This window comes from Candidatus Pelagibacter communis, from assembly GCF_001179845.1.
Taxonomy (GTDB): domain Bacteria; phylum Pseudomonadota; class Alphaproteobacteria; order Pelagibacterales; family Pelagibacteraceae; genus Pelagibacter; species Pelagibacter ubique_Q.
This window is the reverse complement of record NZ_CVSB01000026.1, coordinates 43,691-59,295: the sequence shown is the minus strand read 5'-3', so window position 1 is coordinate 59,295 and position 15,605 is coordinate 43,691. Positions and strand designations below refer to the sequence as shown.

Annotated in this window: 16 protein-coding genes; 12 read left to right on the top strand and 4 right to left on the bottom strand. The window is 32.5% G+C overall.

Going from position 1 to position 15,605, the window contains the following annotated elements; genetic code table 11:
* Positions 1-99: 99 nt before the first annotated feature.
* From AMN81_RS01720 to AMN81_RS01705, 4 genes are all read right to left on the bottom strand, one after another.
* Positions 100-1,458: an aminomethyltransferase family protein gene (locus AMN81_RS01720; RefSeq protein ID WP_072090416.1), complete on the bottom strand. Its 1,359-nt coding sequence runs from the start codon at positions 1,456-1,458 to the stop codon at positions 100-102.
* On the bottom strand, positions 1,451-2,179 hold the full coding sequence (locus AMN81_RS01715; protein ID WP_072090415.1) for a methylenetetrahydrofolate reductase: 729 nt from the start codon (positions 2,177-2,179) through the stop codon (positions 1,451-1,453). The genes AMN81_RS01720 and AMN81_RS01715 overlap by 8 nt, the downstream gene beginning before the upstream one ends.
* A gap of 62 nt (positions 2,180-2,241) precedes the next feature.
* The gene (locus tag AMN81_RS01710; RefSeq protein WP_072090414.1) at positions 2,242-3,126 is read right to left on the bottom strand and encodes an ABC transporter permease; all 885 of its coding nucleotides are present in this window, start codon (positions 3,124-3,126) and stop codon (positions 2,242-2,244) included.
* Positions 3,127-3,178: 52 nt separating this feature from the next.
* Positions 3,179-4,189: a glycine betaine ABC transporter substrate-binding protein gene (locus AMN81_RS01705; protein WP_072090413.1), complete on the bottom strand. Its 1,011-nt coding sequence runs from the start codon at positions 4,187-4,189 to the stop codon at positions 3,179-3,181.
* Positions 4,190-4,465: 276 nt separating this feature from the next.
* On the opposite strand from AMN81_RS01705, the gene AMN81_RS01700 reads away from it, so the two are divergent.
* The 12 genes from AMN81_RS01700 to AMN81_RS01645 are packed head-to-tail and all read left to right on the top strand — an operon-like array spanning position 4,466 to position 15,604.
* Positions 4,466-5,644: an aromatic ring-hydroxylating oxygenase subunit alpha gene (locus tag AMN81_RS01700; protein ID WP_072090412.1), complete on the top strand. Its 1,179-nt coding sequence runs from the start codon at positions 4,466-4,468 to the stop codon at positions 5,642-5,644.
* An 11-nt stretch (positions 5,645-5,655) separates the two neighbouring features.
* Positions 5,656-6,696: a homocysteine S-methyltransferase family protein gene (locus tag AMN81_RS01695; protein WP_072090411.1), complete on the top strand. Its 1,041-nt coding sequence runs from the start codon at positions 5,656-5,658 to the stop codon at positions 6,694-6,696.
* Positions 6,696-9,101, top strand: coding sequence for a GcvT family protein (locus AMN81_RS01690; RefSeq protein ID WP_072090410.1), 2,406 nt, complete (start codon positions 6,696-6,698; stop codon positions 9,099-9,101). The genes AMN81_RS01695 and AMN81_RS01690 overlap by 1 nt, the downstream gene beginning before the upstream one ends.
* A complete protein-coding gene (locus AMN81_RS01685) occupies positions 9,101-9,727 on the top strand; it encodes a class I SAM-dependent DNA methyltransferase (protein ID WP_072090409.1) in 627 nt (208 codons plus the stop codon). Before AMN81_RS01690 ends, AMN81_RS01685 begins: the two co-directional genes overlap by 1 nt.
* On the top strand, positions 9,724-10,959 hold the full coding sequence (locus AMN81_RS01680) for a M24 family metallopeptidase (RefSeq protein ID WP_072090408.1): 1,236 nt from the start codon (positions 9,724-9,726) through the stop codon (positions 10,957-10,959). Before AMN81_RS01685 ends, AMN81_RS01680 begins: the two co-directional genes overlap by 4 nt.
* Entirely contained in the window at positions 10,959-11,369 is a 411-nt protein-coding gene (locus AMN81_RS01675; protein WP_072090407.1) for an adenylyl-sulfate kinase, read from the top strand. Before AMN81_RS01680 ends, AMN81_RS01675 begins: the two co-directional genes overlap by 1 nt.
* Entirely contained in the window at positions 11,366-11,740 is a 375-nt protein-coding gene (locus AMN81_RS01670; RefSeq protein ID WP_072090468.1) for a cytidyltransferase, read from the top strand. Before AMN81_RS01675 ends, AMN81_RS01670 begins: the two co-directional genes overlap by 4 nt.
* 6 nt (positions 11,741-11,746) lie before the next feature.
* The gene (locus tag AMN81_RS01665) at positions 11,747-12,598 is read left to right on the top strand and encodes a HalD/BesD family halogenase (protein WP_072090406.1); all 852 of its coding nucleotides are present in this window, start codon (positions 11,747-11,749) and stop codon (positions 12,596-12,598) included.
* Positions 12,599-13,378: an enoyl-CoA hydratase gene (locus AMN81_RS01660; protein WP_072090405.1), complete on the top strand. Its 780-nt coding sequence runs from the start codon at positions 12,599-12,601 to the stop codon at positions 13,376-13,378.
* Positions 13,378-13,563 (top strand): hypothetical protein, encoded by a 186-nt coding sequence (locus AMN81_RS01655; protein WP_072090404.1) that lies wholly within the window; start codon positions 13,378-13,380, stop codon positions 13,561-13,563. Before AMN81_RS01660 ends, AMN81_RS01655 begins: the two co-directional genes overlap by 1 nt.
* Positions 13,560-13,994 carry a CoA-binding protein gene (locus tag AMN81_RS01650; protein WP_072090403.1) on the top strand — a complete coding sequence of 145 codons (435 nt, stop codon included), beginning with the start codon at positions 13,560-13,562 and terminating at the stop codon, positions 13,992-13,994. The genes AMN81_RS01655 and AMN81_RS01650 overlap by 4 nt, the downstream gene beginning before the upstream one ends.
* Entirely contained in the window at positions 13,994-15,604 is a 1,611-nt protein-coding gene (locus AMN81_RS01645) for an MFS transporter (RefSeq protein WP_072090402.1), read from the top strand. The genes AMN81_RS01650 and AMN81_RS01645 overlap by 1 nt, the downstream gene beginning before the upstream one ends.
* Position 15,605: the final 1 nt, after the last annotated feature.

Below are 15,605 nucleotides of genomic sequence, written 5' to 3'. Positions count from 1 at the left end.
TTATTAAAGCAATAGCAATGATAATGCAAACTGCTATTAGAAAACTTTTGGTCATTAGAATTTAAAAGGGGAGCTGAAATTAGCTCCCCATAGTAAATTTTAGCCTTTTACAACTTCTCTTGTATTTGCGTTGAAAGACTCTTTGAATGGAATATCCACCACAACAGCATCTACAGGTGTTCCTGGAGTTTCTGAATATTGTTCTGGTAGATGAACTTTATATTTAGTTCCCACTTTACCTTTTGGAAAACCATTTGCATTTAATGTTCCGTCAAAAGGAACATATCCCATTGCAATGTTTGTTTTCTTCTCAGGATGCCACCAAGGTGAAGTTAAAAATCCTACTGGATCTCCGCCACTTTCTGGTGAAACTAACCAAAAGTCAGGTGCATAATTATCAATAGGTTTACCGCCTAATTCCATACCAACTAATTGAAGTTTGTAAGGTTTTTTTCCTGCTTTTAATTCTTCTTTCATTTTTTCTAGTGCAGCTTTACCAACATAATCTGCAGTTTTGTTCCATTCTCCTTTTCCAGACAAAGAAACTTGATAACCTAAATTACATTGGAACGGATTGTGTTGTTGATCCATGTCTTGTCCCCATGAAAGAATACCCGCTTGAATTCTTCTATGGTGAGCAGGAGCAATAACCATCAAGCTATGTTTTTTTCCAGCTGCAAGCACAGCATTCCACATATCTTCAGCGTACAAAGTTGAATTTCTTAAATAAATTTCATAACCAGCTTCACCTGAGAAACCGGACTGAGAAATAACAACATCTCTTCCCCCAACCTTAGCCGCTGCTAAGCCGTAGAAAGGCATATTATCAAAATCAACTTGATCGCCACATAAATCTTTCATTAATGCTTTTGATTTAGGTCCTTGTATTTGAACTGGACTGACATCAATTTCCTCAATAGTACAATTGAATCTTCCATCAGCATTAACACCTTGTAAATACATTCCAATATCAGAGTCAGATAATGAAAACCAAAACTCATCTTCTGAAATTCTTAAAAGAATTGGATCATTTAAAACTCCACCGTATGCATTACACAAAATTACATATCTTGCACGCATAGGAGAAATTTTTGTTGCATCTCTAGTTATTACATAGTCAGTAAATTTTTCTGCATCAGGACCTTTTACTCTTATTTGTCTTTCAACAGCAACGTTCCACATAGTTACATGGTTAACGATAGCATCGTATTCAACCATAGCTCCACCATCTTCAGGTTTTACATAACCTCTTGGGTGATAGATTCTGTTGTATACAGTTGCTCTCCAACAACCAGCCTGCATTGATAAATGCCAATAAGGTGATTTTCTTACCCTTGTTGAAATTAACATTTCAACTTTTGTTGGCCCACTTTGTCTTAAGTTATATGGTACTTCTCTGTCAGATTGATCAACAGAAGTAACATGTTTTAGTTTAGTATAGTCAAATTCATTAGACATAACTATTCTCCTTCAACCACTTGTTAGTTTCCTTCAAGCCGCCGAATGTATAAATGTGGAAGTTATCAGTGTGCGATTTAACTTTCCCAATTAAATCATTAGGGTCTTTAGGTTTCAGTAAATCTAATGCCTTAGTAAAATTAGATTTAAGAAAGTTTAAGGAATTTTTTGCCCCAACAATATTAGCAAATTTAATTAAGCTAGATATTTTTAATGGCCCAGTAATTCCCACATGCACTGGTACGCTTTGCTTAGAAATAAAATCTATAATAGGCTGAGGATCAAGTAACCATTGTGTTACAATATAATCAGCGTAAGGCTTTTTATCTATCATAGCTTTTTCTAAATCTGAGTCGGATATATCAGGACTCCCCTCGGGATGTCCAGCAATTCCTATTTTCATTTTTTCAAAATAACCTGTCTCTAAAAGTTGAAAGGAACTATCAAACTTACCTGCTGGCTCTCTGCCACCACCAATAATTAGAGCTTGCTTAACTCCTCCATCTTTGCATCTAGAAACATAATCTTTAAGTTCTTTTTCATCATGCATTGATCTAGCAGGAAAATGAGGCACAGGGTTAAATCCTTTCTTTACAAGCTCTACCGCTTTATCAGCAGTCTCTCTGTAATCACCTCCAGGTAGCATAGTAATGTAAACGTCAGACAATGCTGGAACTGTATCAACCTCTGTTTTAGGACCTATTTCCAATGAAAAATTCATAGGGGAGATCTTTATTTATTTTGAAATATGAGTCTAGAAAATTCGATGCATCAAAGTATCAACTATTTAATCTGACCTCTATGCTTTTGAATCCTTCTCCCATATTCTTGAGTTACCCTATCAAAGACAATTGCGAGAGCTACTATTGCCAATCCATTCATCATACCAAGAGCCAAATATTGGTTAGAAACAGCTCTTAATATTGGTACACCAAGACCTTTTACACCTATCATAGAAGCAATAACCACCATGGCTAAAGCCATCATTATGGTCTGGTTTACACCTGCAAAAACAGTCGGTAAAGCTAGCGGAATTTGAACAGATTTTAATTTTTGAGTTGTGGTTGCTCCAAAAGCTTCACTAGCCTCCAAAGTCTCTTTATCTACTTCTCTAATACCTAAATTAGTTAATCTAATAATTGGAGGAACTGCATAAACACAAACAGCGATTAATCCTGGAACCTTTCCTATACCTAACAACATTAAAATTGGTATCAAATAAACAAAACTTGGTATTGTTTGCATCATATCCAAAATAGGAAGTATTGTTTTTTCTGCTCTAGAGGATCTAGCCATTACAATTCCTATTGGAATACCAACAACAATACAAATGATTGTACATACAGTAATAATTGCAACTGTTGCCATACAATCTTCCCACATTCCAAAATAACCAATTAATAAAAAAGCAATTGCACTTCCTGTAACTAATTTCCAACTTTTTGAACCCAGCCATGCTAATCCACAAATTACTGCAATAATTATTATCCATGGTGTAGATAGTAATAATTTTTCTAATGATACTAAAAAAAATAATAATGGATCAAAAAATGCCTCTATATTGTCTCCATATTCTTTTGAAAAATTTCTAAAAGCTAAGTCGATACCTTTTCTTAGCTCCATTTGGGATCTTCTTCCCATTTCTGGAAATTCAGTAAAAAATTCCATAAATATTAAACTTTACGAGCCTATATTAAATAGGCTCGTAATTAAAAGTTAATTATAAACTTTTTTTGATTTTTTTTGCAGCATCTGAAGATACCCACTTAGTCCAAATATCCTCATGCTTTATTAAAAACTCAACAGCAGCATCAGAACCTTTTGCTTGATTGTCAGCCATATAAACTAACATTCCATTCATCACTGTGCCTGGGAAAGTTCTACTTTCAACATATTTAAGTACATCTTTTCCACCAGTTTTAGCAAAGTTAGCACTTACAATTGAGTTTACTTCAGATTTTGTCCAAGCTGTTGGCTTTGGATTTGCACAATCTTGTTCTGCAAGAGTGATACAATTGTCCCAATTATCTCTACCTGCAAAAGGAACACCAAAATCAACTGGCTGTAAATTATATTTTCCAACCATTGATGTAGGGTTCCAATAATATCCAAACCACGGCTCACCAGAATCTGACGCTTTAGCAATTGAACCATCTAAACCTGCAGCTGAACCTGGATCAATAAGTTTCCAACCTTTTTTTTCCATTTCAAATGCTCTGTATAAATTTGCATTAGCTAATTGACATCCCCAACCCGCTGGACATCCCATGAAAGCACCTTTTGACGGGTCTTCTTTATCAGGAAACAAGTCTGGACGTTCTAAAATTTGAACAGCTGTCATTCCTTTAAGTTCTGGGTGTTTTTCTAAAGCTGCTGGATTTAACCACCAACCTTCTCCAAGACCAGTAATTGGAGCTTTATTAGCAATAATTAATCTTTTTTCGCTTACCGCTTTTTTTAAAGGAGTGTAAACTGCATTTGCCCATTGTTCAGGGTTCATGTCAGGTGTTCCTTTATCATTCATAGATGTAAATGTTGGCATAGTAGCACCAGGTACTAATTCTACGTCACATCCATATCCTTCTTCGAGAATGATTTTATCAACGTTTGCCATTAACTCGGCAGATGCCCAGTTTTGTTCGGCTATAACTAATTTTCCACAAGCATTTGCAAAAGAAGTCATGCCGAATGCTAAAAGCGCAGAAAACAGAATTGTTTTTAACTTTTTCATTATATCTCCGTTAGTTAATTTTTGATTAAACACTACAACATATCAACGAAAATATTGCAAATCTCTTTCAACCTTTAGTTGAAGTCAAATTGTCTTTAAATGCTTTTTATTAAGGGATAAAGTTTAATTATGAAATTTTCTGCAAATTTTTTTTTCAAAGAATTTGTTTATATTTTAAATTGTAAAACCGTATTTCAACAAATCATTATAAGAGAATCGTAAAAATTTAGCTTTAATTAATTCCAACTTAAACAAGGAGGTTTAATAAAAGTTGAAATGAAAAAGTTATCTCAAATAGTTGATTTAAAAAAAATAAGAGTTGTAAATAAAAATATCGATAAAGCTCATGGCTTACCAAATGAGTGTTACACTGATCCAGATTATTTATCTATTGAGAGAAAAAAAATCTTTGAAAATAAATGGGTGGTAATTGGTGTTGGCAGCTCTTTACCAAATATTGGAGACGCGAAACCATTTGATCTGCTAGGAATTCCATTAATTATTTTACGAGATAAAAATAATAAAATTAAAGTTTTTCATAATGTTTGTAGTCATCGAGGTTTTAAGATTCTTCAAGAAAAATGTAAAATTAAGAATGTAATAAGATGCCCGTATCATTCTTGGTCATATGACATGAGTGGAAAGTTAATAGCTACACCGCATATTGGTGGAATGAATAAACATAATTGTGATAAATTTAGCAAATCACAAAGCGGTCTTAAGGAAGTTAGATCTCATGTTTGGTTAGATTTAATTTTTGTAAATTTAAATAATAATGAAATTGATTTTGAAAAATATATTAAACCTTTAAGTGATAGATGGAAAAAATTCTGGCCAATAAAAGATAGAGAATTAATCGTTTATTCAAAAGATTATGGTTATTTTAATTTAAATGCTAAATGTAATTGGAAATTTGCAATAGAAAATTATTGTGAAAGTTATCATCTACCATGGGTTCATCCTGGTTTAAACTCTTACTCAAAAATTGATGATCATTATCACATTCAAGGTTTACCTAACCGTTTTGCAGGCCAAGGTACTATGGTTTATAACCCAAGATTTAAAAGTAACTTAAAATTTCCAACATTCCCAAATTGGCCAAAAGATCAAGAACATATTGCAGAATACGTTGCTCTTTTCCCAAATGTAATGCTTGGGATTCATAAAGATCATTTTTACGCCTACTGGCTAGAACCAGTAAATAATGAATATACAAAAGAACATATGGAAATTTTTTATGTTGGTAACGAAGCGGCAAATTCGAAAAAATTTAAATCACTTAGAAAACAAAACTTTGAACTTTGGAAAGGAGTTCAAAGTGAAGATTTAAATATAATTGAGGGAATGCAGGATGGCAGAAAGTCACCATCTTATAATGGGGGAAATTTTTCGCCTGTGATGGATAATCCCACCCATCATTTCCACAAATGGGTTGCAAACAATATAATGAAATGAAAGGATAAATTATGAAAAAAGATCTTATTACTAGATTAAATGAAGGCCCAATAATGTGTGCTGAAGGATATCTTTTTGCAATGGAAAGAAGAGGATATTTATCAGCAGGTCCATTTGTTCCAGAAGTAGTTTTAGAACATCCGGAAGTAGTAACTCAGTTACATAGAGAATTTATTAGAGCTGGATCTGATGTTGTTCAAGCATTTACTTATTACGGTCATAGAGAAAAGCTCAGAATAATTGGTAAAGAACATTTGTTAGAACCAATGCAAAAAGGTGCTCTTAAAATTGCAAAAGATGCCGCTGCTGAGTTTAAAGATTTAGATCTTATGGTTTGTGGAGATGTGGCTAATACAAACGTATTTGATCCAGGAGATCCCAATACTCATAAACAATGTCAACAAATGTACGAAGAACAAGTAGCTTGGGCAAAAGAAGCTGGTGTTGACTTTGTAATAGCAGAAACAATAAATTGGACAGAAGAAATGAAGATAGCTTTAAAAGCTATTAAAGATGCAGGTCTTATTGCAGTTTGTAATTTTGCAATTCCTAGAGGGGATAAAACTAGAGAAGGACATAGTGCTGAAGATGCTTGCAAACTGATGGAAGATTTAGGTGCAGATGTAGTTGGTTTAAATTGTTATCGAGGACCTGAAATGACAATGAAATTATTAAAAAAGGTTAGAGAAAAAGTTTCATGTCATGTTGCTGGACTTCCAGTACCTTATAGAACAACAGAGGAAGAACCTGGTTTCTTAAATATCACTGATCATGGTTGTGACTGTATTCCAGGTGGAAATGCATTCCCAGTAGCTTTAGATAATTTGTTTTGTAACAGATTTGAAATGGCAGAGTTCGCAAAAGAGTGCGTTCAAAATAAAATAAATTTTATTGGTATATGTTGTGGAGCAGAAGCACATCACGTAAGAGAAATGTCAGTTGCAATTGGAAAGAAACCAATTTCAATGAAATATATGCCTGATATGAGCAAACATTTCCATCATGGCACAGATAAATCTCTAAAAAAAGTGAATAAGGAAATTAAATACTAATGGAAAAGCACGCGAAGGTAGTAATCATAGGAGGTGGTGTAGTAGGGTGCTCTATTCTTTATCATTTATCTAAATTTGGATTAAAGGATTGTATCTTGCTTGAAAGAAATGAGCTTACTTCCGGTTCATCTTGGCATGCAGCAGGAAATGTTCATGTAATTTCATCTGATCCAAATATTTCTAGGATGATGGCTTACACGATTGGTCTCTATAAAGAGATAGAAAAAGAGTCTGGTCATTCTGTTGGCTTTAAACCCAGTGGAGGATTTTATTTAGCATCAAATGAAGTGTGGGCTGATTATTTAAAAAGAGAAAGATCAAAAGCAAGATATATGGGTCTTGATCAAGAATTTATTTCTCTAGAGGAAGTGAAAAAGAAACATCCTTTAATTGACCCATCTAGATATTTGTTAGCTCTGTGGGATCCTATTGATGGAGAGGTTGATCCGTCAGGTGTAACTTATGCTTTTGCAAAAGCTGCAAAAGTTCATGGTGGAAAATATTATACTCACACTGTCGTGAAAGACACGAAACAAAAAGAAGATGGATCATGGGAAGTATTTACCGACAAAGGAAATATAAATGCTGAAATAGTAATTAATGCAGGTGGTTTGTGGGCAAGAGAAGTCGGTCAATTAGCGGGATTAAATCTTCCAGTTCAACCAATGGAGCATCATTATTTAATCACTGAACCTATTCCAGAAATTGAAGCAATGGGTGATCAAAGACTGCCTATTGGAACAGATTTTGAGGGAAATATTTATTTTAGACAAGAAGGAAAAGGGATGTTGCTTGGAACTTATGAGCCAAAATCAACTCCTTGGAAAGTAGAAGGAACTCCAATGAATTTTGGTCATGAATTATTGGAGCCAAAATTAGATAATATTGAAGATCGATTAGCAATTGGGTTTGAGAGAATGCCTGCTTTAGAGCGCGCAGGTATAAAAAATATAGTTAATGGACCTTTTACTTTTGGACCAGACGGAAGTCCTCTTATAGGTCCAGTACCTGGAATGAAAAATTATTGGGTTGCAGTTGGTGTCATGGCTGGATTTTGCCAAGGCGGTGGTGTTGGAAAATGTATTGCTGAGTGGATTATTGACGGAGAACCTTCCATTGATGTTTGGGCAATGGATGTTGCTAGATTTGGAGATTACGCTTCACCTCAATATGGAACAATCAAATCCTCAGAAAATTATGAACGAAGATTTATTATGACTTTTCCAAATGAAACTTTACCAAAAGGAAGAAAACAAAAAACCACTGCACTTTATGATCGTTTTGTAAATCAAGGTGCTGTTATGGGAGATAGTTTTGGATTAGAAAATGTTTTGTGGTTTGCAAATGATAAAGAAGATGCACACGAAGAGCCTACTATTAAAAGATCGAGATCACACGACTATGTTTCAAAAGAAGTTATTAATGTTAGAGAAAATGTTGGTTTAATCGAAGTTGCAAATTTTTCAAAACATGAATTCAAAGGTCCTGATGCTAGAAAATTTTTAGATCACATAATGGCTGGAAGACTTCCAAAACCAGGAAGAATATCTTTATCTCCAATGTTGTCGTATAGAGGAAAATTATGTGGCGATCTAACTGTGGCATGTTTAGATGAAAATGAATTCATGGTATTTGGTTCTGGAGCTGCTCAAGAAATGCACAGACGTTGGTTTGAAAGTCACATATATAAATTTAATTTAAATTATAAAAATAGATCTGATGAGTTTCATGGATTATCAATTGCAGGACCTAACTCAAGAAAGGTTTTAGAAAAAATAGTAAGAGATGATGTTTCAAATGAAAAATTTAAATTTAGAGATTCTAGAAGAATGTTTGTTGGTGGAGTTCCTGCATTAGTAAATAGAATTTCATTTACAGGAGAACTTGGTTACGAAATTTATGTAGCACCTCATTATCAATTAAAATTATACGAAGAACTTATTGAAGCTGGAAAAGAATTTAATATCAAACCCTTTGGTGGAAGAGCATTAATGTCGATGAGGCTTGAGAAAAATTGGGGAGCCTGGACATTAGATTATAGACCAGATTTTACTGCTAAAGAAACAGGATTAGATGCTTTTATCAATTGGGATAAAGAATTTATAGGTAAAGAGAGTGCACAAAAGGAAAATTCTTCAAACAAACTTATACCTTTAATTGTTGAAACCAATGATATTGATGTAACAAATAACGAGGCTGTTATGAATGGAGATCAAAGTATAGGTTACGTTACTTCAGGTGGTTTTGCACATTTTGTAAACAAGAGTGTTGCTTTTACTTTTGTTGATCAGGAAAAAATTAAATCTGAAAATAAAGTTCAAGTAGAAATAAATGGAGATTTATTTAATTGCTCAATAATTAAAGAACCACTTTATGATCCAAGTGGCCAAAAAATGAGAAGCTAATGGCACAAAAAGACGTAGGAAACAAAATTCCAATTTATAAACTTAAAACCACAGATGAAGTCATGAAGTACTACGACGAGTGGGGAGATAAAGATAAGTATAATAAAGATATGGTTGATTGGAACTATACAGGCCCAAAGGAAACCGTAGCAACTTTCAATAAGCACGAAAATAATAAAGATACGCTAATTTTTGATGCAGGCTGTGGAACAGGTCTAGTTGGAGTTGAGTTGAAAAAATATGGTTATAAAAATTTTCATGGAGCTGATTTATCTCAAACTTTATTAGATACAGTTCCAAAAGATCTTTATCAAAAATTAGTTAAAGTTGATTTAAACCAACCAATAGAAGTTGAGGATAGCTTTTACGGTGGAGTTATGTGTGTTGGAACATTTACTTTTGGGCATGTAAAACCAAATGCATTAGATGAATTTATAAGAATCACAAAACCAGGTGGTTTAATTTGTTTCACAATTAATGAAGGAATTCATGAAGAGTATGGTTTTGATAAAAAAATTGATATACTGAAAGATAGCAAGAAGTGGGAAGAAGTAGAATTTTTTAAATCTGACTATATTGCAAGCAAAGATGTTAACGCATGGTTAGGGTTGTATAGGGTATTATGAGGTTTAGTAGAAAAATAGCTCCTGAGAAAAAACCAAGACAAAATTTTATTACCAAAAAAAGATTAAGAGAAGACGAGATTAATTTTGATAAATTAAGATCATATCGTTTAGATAGGGTCAGAAAAGAATTAGTAAAAAACAATTTAGAGGCTTGTATTCTCTTTGATCCAGTGAATGTTCGTTATGCTTTAGATACAGTAAACATGAGTGTCTATAATATGCATAATTTAACAAGATATTGTTTTGTTCCTGTAAATGGACCAACAATTCTTTATGAGTATTTTAATTGTGAAATATTATCAAAGCATTTAAATCTAATTGACGAAATAAGACCTGCAATCACATGGGATTATTTCAGCAATGGAGATCAAGCAAATTTACAATTATCAAAATGGATAAATGAAGTTAAAGATTTATCAAAAAATTATTTTAAAACAAAAAAAATTGCAATCGATGTTTTAAATGGTCCTGCGGTTACAGCTTTAAATAAAGAAGACATTGAAGTTGTAGATGCAAAATTGATTTTAGAACAAGCAAGGGTAATAAAATCACCTGATGAATTGACTTGTATGAAAGCAGCAATAGAAGTTGCAGAAAAAGGTGTATCAAAAATGAGATCAGATCTTAAACCAGGAATGACTGAAGATGAATTGTGGTCAATTTTACATAAAACGAATATTGAAAATGGAGGTGAGTGGATTGAGTGTAGGATTTTATCTTCTGGTGAAAGAACAAATCCATGGATGCAAGAGAGTAGTAATAAAGTTATGCAACAGGGAGAAATTGTTGCTTTTGATACAGATATGGTTGGTCCCTATGGATACTGTGCTGACATATCAAGGGCCTTTGTAGTTGGACATAAATTTAATGATGAGCAAAAAAAACTATATTCAATGGCTAGAAATCAAATTGATCATAATTTTAGATTAATAAAACCAGGAATGAGTTTTAAAGAATTTATAAAAAAATCTTGGGTTTTGCCTGATGAATATTATGGAAATAGATATTCATGTATGGTTCATGGAATTGGTTTATGTGATGAGTGGCCTCAAATAAGATATCCAACTGATGGTGGTGAAGAAGGTGGAACTTTTGAGAAGAACATGACAATTACGCTTGAGAGTTATATTGGTAAAATTGGTGGTAAAGAAGGTGTAAAACTTGAACAACAGTACCTTGTAGGTGAAAATGGACTTGAATTAATGTCCCATCATCCGTTAGAAGACATTTAATGAAAATTATTTTAGTTATGGGTTTACCTGGAGCTGGTAAAACAACTCTAGCAAATGAAATGGCTCCACTATTAAATGCTAAAAGACTGAATGCAGACGAGGTAAGAAAAGCTGCAAACGATTGGGATTTTTCTGAAGAAGGAAGGGTAAGACAAGCAAAAAGAATGGCTGAGGCAGCTTTAAAATTAAAAGCAGATGGCCATTATGTAATTGCTGATTTTATTGCACCAACCCCTGAAGCAAGAAAGTTATTTCCAGCAGATTTTAGAGTATGGGTCGATACAATTAAAAAAGGAAGATTTGAAGATACTAATCAGATGTTTGTTAATCCTAAGAATTTTGATTTTCATGTAATAACTCAGGATGCAAAAAATTGGGCACCAAAAATAATAGAGGAGATAAAAAAATGACACACCAATGGGATAACAAAAAACCAACAGCACAAATGTTAGGAAGATGGCAGCCTTTTCATGATGGACATTATACTTTGTTTAAAGAAATTATTAAAAAAACTGGACAAGTTTGTATTCAAATTAGAGATGTACAAGGTGTTGATGATAATCCTTTTGATTTTGAAACGGTAAAAAAAAACATTGAAGACAGATTAAATCCTGAATTTGAAGGACAATTTAAAATAATGTTAGTACCTAACATTACAAATATTTGTTATGGTAGGGGAGTTGGATATAAGATTGAGGAAATAGTTTTGGATGAAGAAACCCAAAAAATATCAGCAACCAAGATAAGAGCAAAAATGAGAGAAGAGGGAAAGTTAAAATAAAATTTAATGAACGATAGACTCAAGACTATTGTAGATTTAGAAAAATATCCAATACATGATTTAAATTCTCCAATAATTAAAAATATAGTTAAAAAATGTAAAGAAGAGCTTGATCAACATAGTTGTTCAACAATTCCAAATTTTATTTTGCCTAAATCACTCAAGGTAATGAATTCTGAGTTAGAAAAACAGTTAGACGAAGTTTATATGTCTAAAGAGAGTATAAATGCTTACTTGTATGCAAAGGATGATCCTTCATTACCAAAAGATCATCCAAAAAGAACTTTTATGAATAGATATAATGGATATTTGAATTCAGATTGTTTTCCAAAAGACTCCGAAATGAAATATCTATACGAAACAGAAGAACTTTTAAAATTTGTATCTGCTTGTTTAGGTATTTCTCCTATTTACAGATGGGCAGATCCTTTAGCATGTCATGCATACAATGTTATGAAACCAGATGGAGTACTCCCATGGCATTTTGATAGTTGTGAATTTACACTTAGTTTAATGATACAAAAACCTGAGAAGGGAGGAGTATTTGAGTACTGTCCAAATATTAGAGAACCAGGAAATGAAAATTTCGAAGAAGTTCAAAAAGTTATAGCAGGAGATAGAGCTAGAGTGAGACAATTGAAATTAGAGCCAGGAGATTTACAAATATTTAAAGGTAGATTTACTTTGCATAGGGTAACAAAAGTTGAAGGACAAAAATCAAGATATATGTGTATTCCAGCTTATGTTTTAGATCCATGGAGAGTAAACACTCCAGAACATTCTAAAGCTATTTATGGCAAAGTTTTACCAATTCATATAGAAAGAAATCAAGCTAGATCCGATGGATTAACTGATTAAATGACTAGTAACATTAAAATTAAAAAAAATAACAACGAAGTTTCATCAATTATTATTGATGAACCAAAAACTTATAACTCTTTATCATTCAAAAATCTTTCAGATTTATTAAAGGCATTAAAAAAATTAGATACTGATAAAAAAGTTAAAGTAATAATATTAGAGGGTGCTGGTAAAGGATTTAGCGCAGGTCATAACTTAAAAGAAGTCAAAGGTCTAAAAAAGAGAGATAAATATTTAAAATTATTTAATCTTTGTTCAAAAGTAATGCTTCAAATTGTTGAAGGTAGAAAACCTGTAATTGCTAAAGTTCATGGAGCTGCATTTGCAGCCGGCTGTCAATTAGTTGCAAGTTGTGATTTAGCTTATAGCACTAAGGACGCATTGTTTGCTACACCAGGTGTAAATATTGGTTTGTTTTGTAGTACACCTATGGTGGCTGTCAGTAGAAAGATAAATCGAAAACCTATGATGAAAATGCTTTTAACTGGAGAACCTATCAATGCAAATTATGCAAAAGAAATAGGGTTGATAAATGATAATTTTTCAAAAGCCAAATTAAACAAAGAAGTGTTAAAAGTAGCAAATAAAATTGCTTCTAAATCTAATTTAACAATAAAAATTGGAAAGCAAGCTTTTTACAAACAATTAGAAATGCCACTAAGTAAAGCTTACGCTTATACAAGTAAAATGATGACCCTTAATATGATGGCAATGGATGCAAAAGAAGGAATTTCTGCGTTCCTCGAAAAACGAAAACCAAAATGGAAAAATAAATAATGATAAAGAATGTTTTAATAGTTCTTTTTATTATTGTTGGAATGTTAGTAATTTATAATTTTAAAGATTATAATCAAAAAAGAGCAATAGATGCATGTATTGCTGGTAGCCAAAAACTAGAAAAACCAATGACAGTTCCTGAAGCTAAAATATTTTGTGAAGAACAAATTAAAAATAAAAAATGAGTGATATCAAAGAAGTTCTTTCTAAATATAAATCAATTGCAATGGTAGGAGTTAGTAACGACCCAACAAAAGCATCAACTATAGTTATGAAATATATGCAAAAATATGGATTTAAAGTTTATCCTGTCAATCCTAGAGCTGAGGGTCAAAAAATTCTAGGAGAAGAAGTTTTTGCTAAAATATCTGACATTAATGATCAGGTTGATATTGTAGATGTTTTTAGACCATCAAAAGAAGTTTATGCTATTGCAGAAGATACAGTTAAAATTGGTGCTAAAGTTTTATGGTTACAGCTCGGTATACGAGACGAAAAGGCAAAAGAATTGATGGAAAAAAATGATATTAAGTATATTGAAAACAAATGTACTAAAATGGAATATCAAAAATATTTTCTAAAAGTTAGACAAGCTTTTCCAGTTTTAAGTGACTAATGAGCAAAATAATTAAATTTTTAGACAGCACATTTTTAGATTTGGGTCGTCAATTTAAATGGACTTATCTACCTCCATTAATGGTTTATATGGCTGCGGGTATTTCTGGTTTAACAGGTATAGTTGGTACATTTTTTGTTAAAGATTATTTAAATTTATCAGCAGCATTTTTAGCAGGCCTAGGTTTTTGGGCTGGAATTCCTTGGGCATTAAAAATGCCATTAGGACATTTAGTAGATCTAATCTGGGAGAGAAAAAATTATATGGTCTACTTTGGAGCTTCATTGATAGCTCTTAGCTTACTAATTATGTATGGATTGATTATTCATACTGAAGATATGTCCCAGGTATTTTCGGTAGAAACATGGTTTGTGATAAGCGTGATTTTAGCTCCAGTTGGTTATGTGGTTCAGGACGTCGTAGCCGATGCTATGACAGTTGAGGCAGTTCCTTTGGTTGATGAAACAGGAAATGATTATTCTAAAGATCAAATAAAAATAATGCATACAACAATGCAGACACTTGGACGGTTTGCTATTATTGGTGGCACAGTACTTGTTGCATTAGTTAATGTAATATTGTTTAGAGATGTGGAAAGCCTTGAGAAGGCCGATAAGATAAATTTATATGGAACTATCTACATTTATGCTCTTGTAATACCTTTAGTTTCTATACTAGGTGTAATTTTAGCAAATTATTTAAGACATAAAAAAATACAAACTTTAAAATATAAAGGTCTAGAATTTAAAGATGAAAGAGGTAACGAGAAAACAAAAATAAACTGGTGGATATTAGGAGGAAGTTTAGTTTTTGTTATTTTCACACTGTCTATTGGTTCCTTTAAGGTTCCGTTTGCACAAGAAATTGTGTTTATTGGCTCAGTCATAATCATTTTGTTTTTAATGTTTAAACTTATTAAGGAATTACCTCAGGAACTAAGATTAACAATTGTAGGTACAGCAGTAATTATTTTTGTATTTAGAGCCATGCCAAGTCCTGGCCCTGGTTTAACATGGTTCGAAATTGATGAACTAGGATTTAATGAACAGTTTTTTTCGATTCTATCACTACTTGCATCAATTTTAACATTAGCTGGTATTGTTTTATTAAGACCGTTTATGGCGAACAATTCAATAGCAAAAATAATTATTGTATTAAGTATTGCGGGTGCAATTTTGTTTTTACCAAGTGTTGGAATGTATTATGGTTTTCATAACTGGACAGCTTCGTTAACAGCTGGAGTAGTTGATGCTAAGTTTATTGCATTAATTAATACTGCATTAGAGTCTCCCCTTGGCCAGGTATCAATGATTCCTCTACTAGCTTGGATAGCAAAAAATGCTCCAGCACATTTAAAGGCAACCTTTTTTGCAGTTTTTGCATCGTTTACAAATCTAGCATTATCAGCGAGTGCGTTAGGAACAAAATATTTAAATGAAATATTTACTGTAACAAGAGAGGTTAAAGATAAGGTTTCTGGCGAAATACAAACCACAGCAGATTATTCTGAACTTGGAATTTTATTGATAGTTGTAACACTTTTAACTTTAATTCTTCCAATTGTATTTGTATTTATAATTAATAATAGTAAATACAAAACTACAGAATAAA

Excerpts from the sequence above, each read along its gene's own strand:
- AMN81_RS01720 (WP_072090416.1), bottom strand. The coding sequence starts at position 1,458 with ATGTCTAATGAATTTGACTATACTAAACTAAAACATGTTACTTCTGTT.
- AMN81_RS01715 (WP_072090415.1), bottom strand. The coding sequence starts at position 2,179 with ATGAATTTTTCATTGGAAATAGGTCCTAAAACAGAGGTTGATACAGTT.
- AMN81_RS01710 (WP_072090414.1), bottom strand. The coding sequence starts at position 3,126 with ATGGAATTTTTTACTGAATTTCCAGAAATGGGAAGAAGATCCCAAATG.
- AMN81_RS01705 (WP_072090413.1), bottom strand. The coding sequence starts at position 4,189 with ATGAAAAAGTTAAAAACAATTCTGTTTTCTGCGCTTTTAGCATTCGGC.
- AMN81_RS01700 (WP_072090412.1), top strand. The coding sequence starts at position 4,466 with ATGAAAAAGTTATCTCAAATAGTTGATTTAAAAAAAATAAGAGTTGTA.
- AMN81_RS01695 (WP_072090411.1), top strand. The coding sequence starts at position 5,656 with ATGAAAAAAGATCTTATTACTAGATTAAATGAAGGCCCAATAATGTGT.
- AMN81_RS01690 (WP_072090410.1), top strand. The coding sequence starts at position 6,696 with ATGGAAAAGCACGCGAAGGTAGTAATCATAGGAGGTGGTGTAGTAGGG.
- AMN81_RS01685 (WP_072090409.1), top strand. The coding sequence starts at position 9,101 with ATGGCACAAAAAGACGTAGGAAACAAAATTCCAATTTATAAACTTAAA.
- AMN81_RS01680 (WP_072090408.1), top strand. The coding sequence starts at position 9,724 with ATGAGGTTTAGTAGAAAAATAGCTCCTGAGAAAAAACCAAGACAAAAT.
- AMN81_RS01675 (WP_072090407.1), top strand. The coding sequence starts at position 10,959 with ATGAAAATTATTTTAGTTATGGGTTTACCTGGAGCTGGTAAAACAACT.
- AMN81_RS01670 (WP_072090468.1), top strand. The coding sequence starts at position 11,366 with ATGACACACCAATGGGATAACAAAAAACCAACAGCACAAATGTTAGGA.
- AMN81_RS01665 (WP_072090406.1), top strand. The coding sequence starts at position 11,747 with ATGAACGATAGACTCAAGACTATTGTAGATTTAGAAAAATATCCAATA.
- AMN81_RS01660 (WP_072090405.1), top strand. The coding sequence starts at position 12,599 with ATGACTAGTAACATTAAAATTAAAAAAAATAACAACGAAGTTTCATCA.
- AMN81_RS01655 (WP_072090404.1), top strand. The coding sequence starts at position 13,378 with ATGATAAAGAATGTTTTAATAGTTCTTTTTATTATTGTTGGAATGTTA.
- AMN81_RS01650 (WP_072090403.1), top strand. The coding sequence starts at position 13,560 with ATGAGTGATATCAAAGAAGTTCTTTCTAAATATAAATCAATTGCAATG.
- AMN81_RS01645 (WP_072090402.1), top strand. The coding sequence starts at position 13,994 with ATGAGCAAAATAATTAAATTTTTAGACAGCACATTTTTAGATTTGGGT.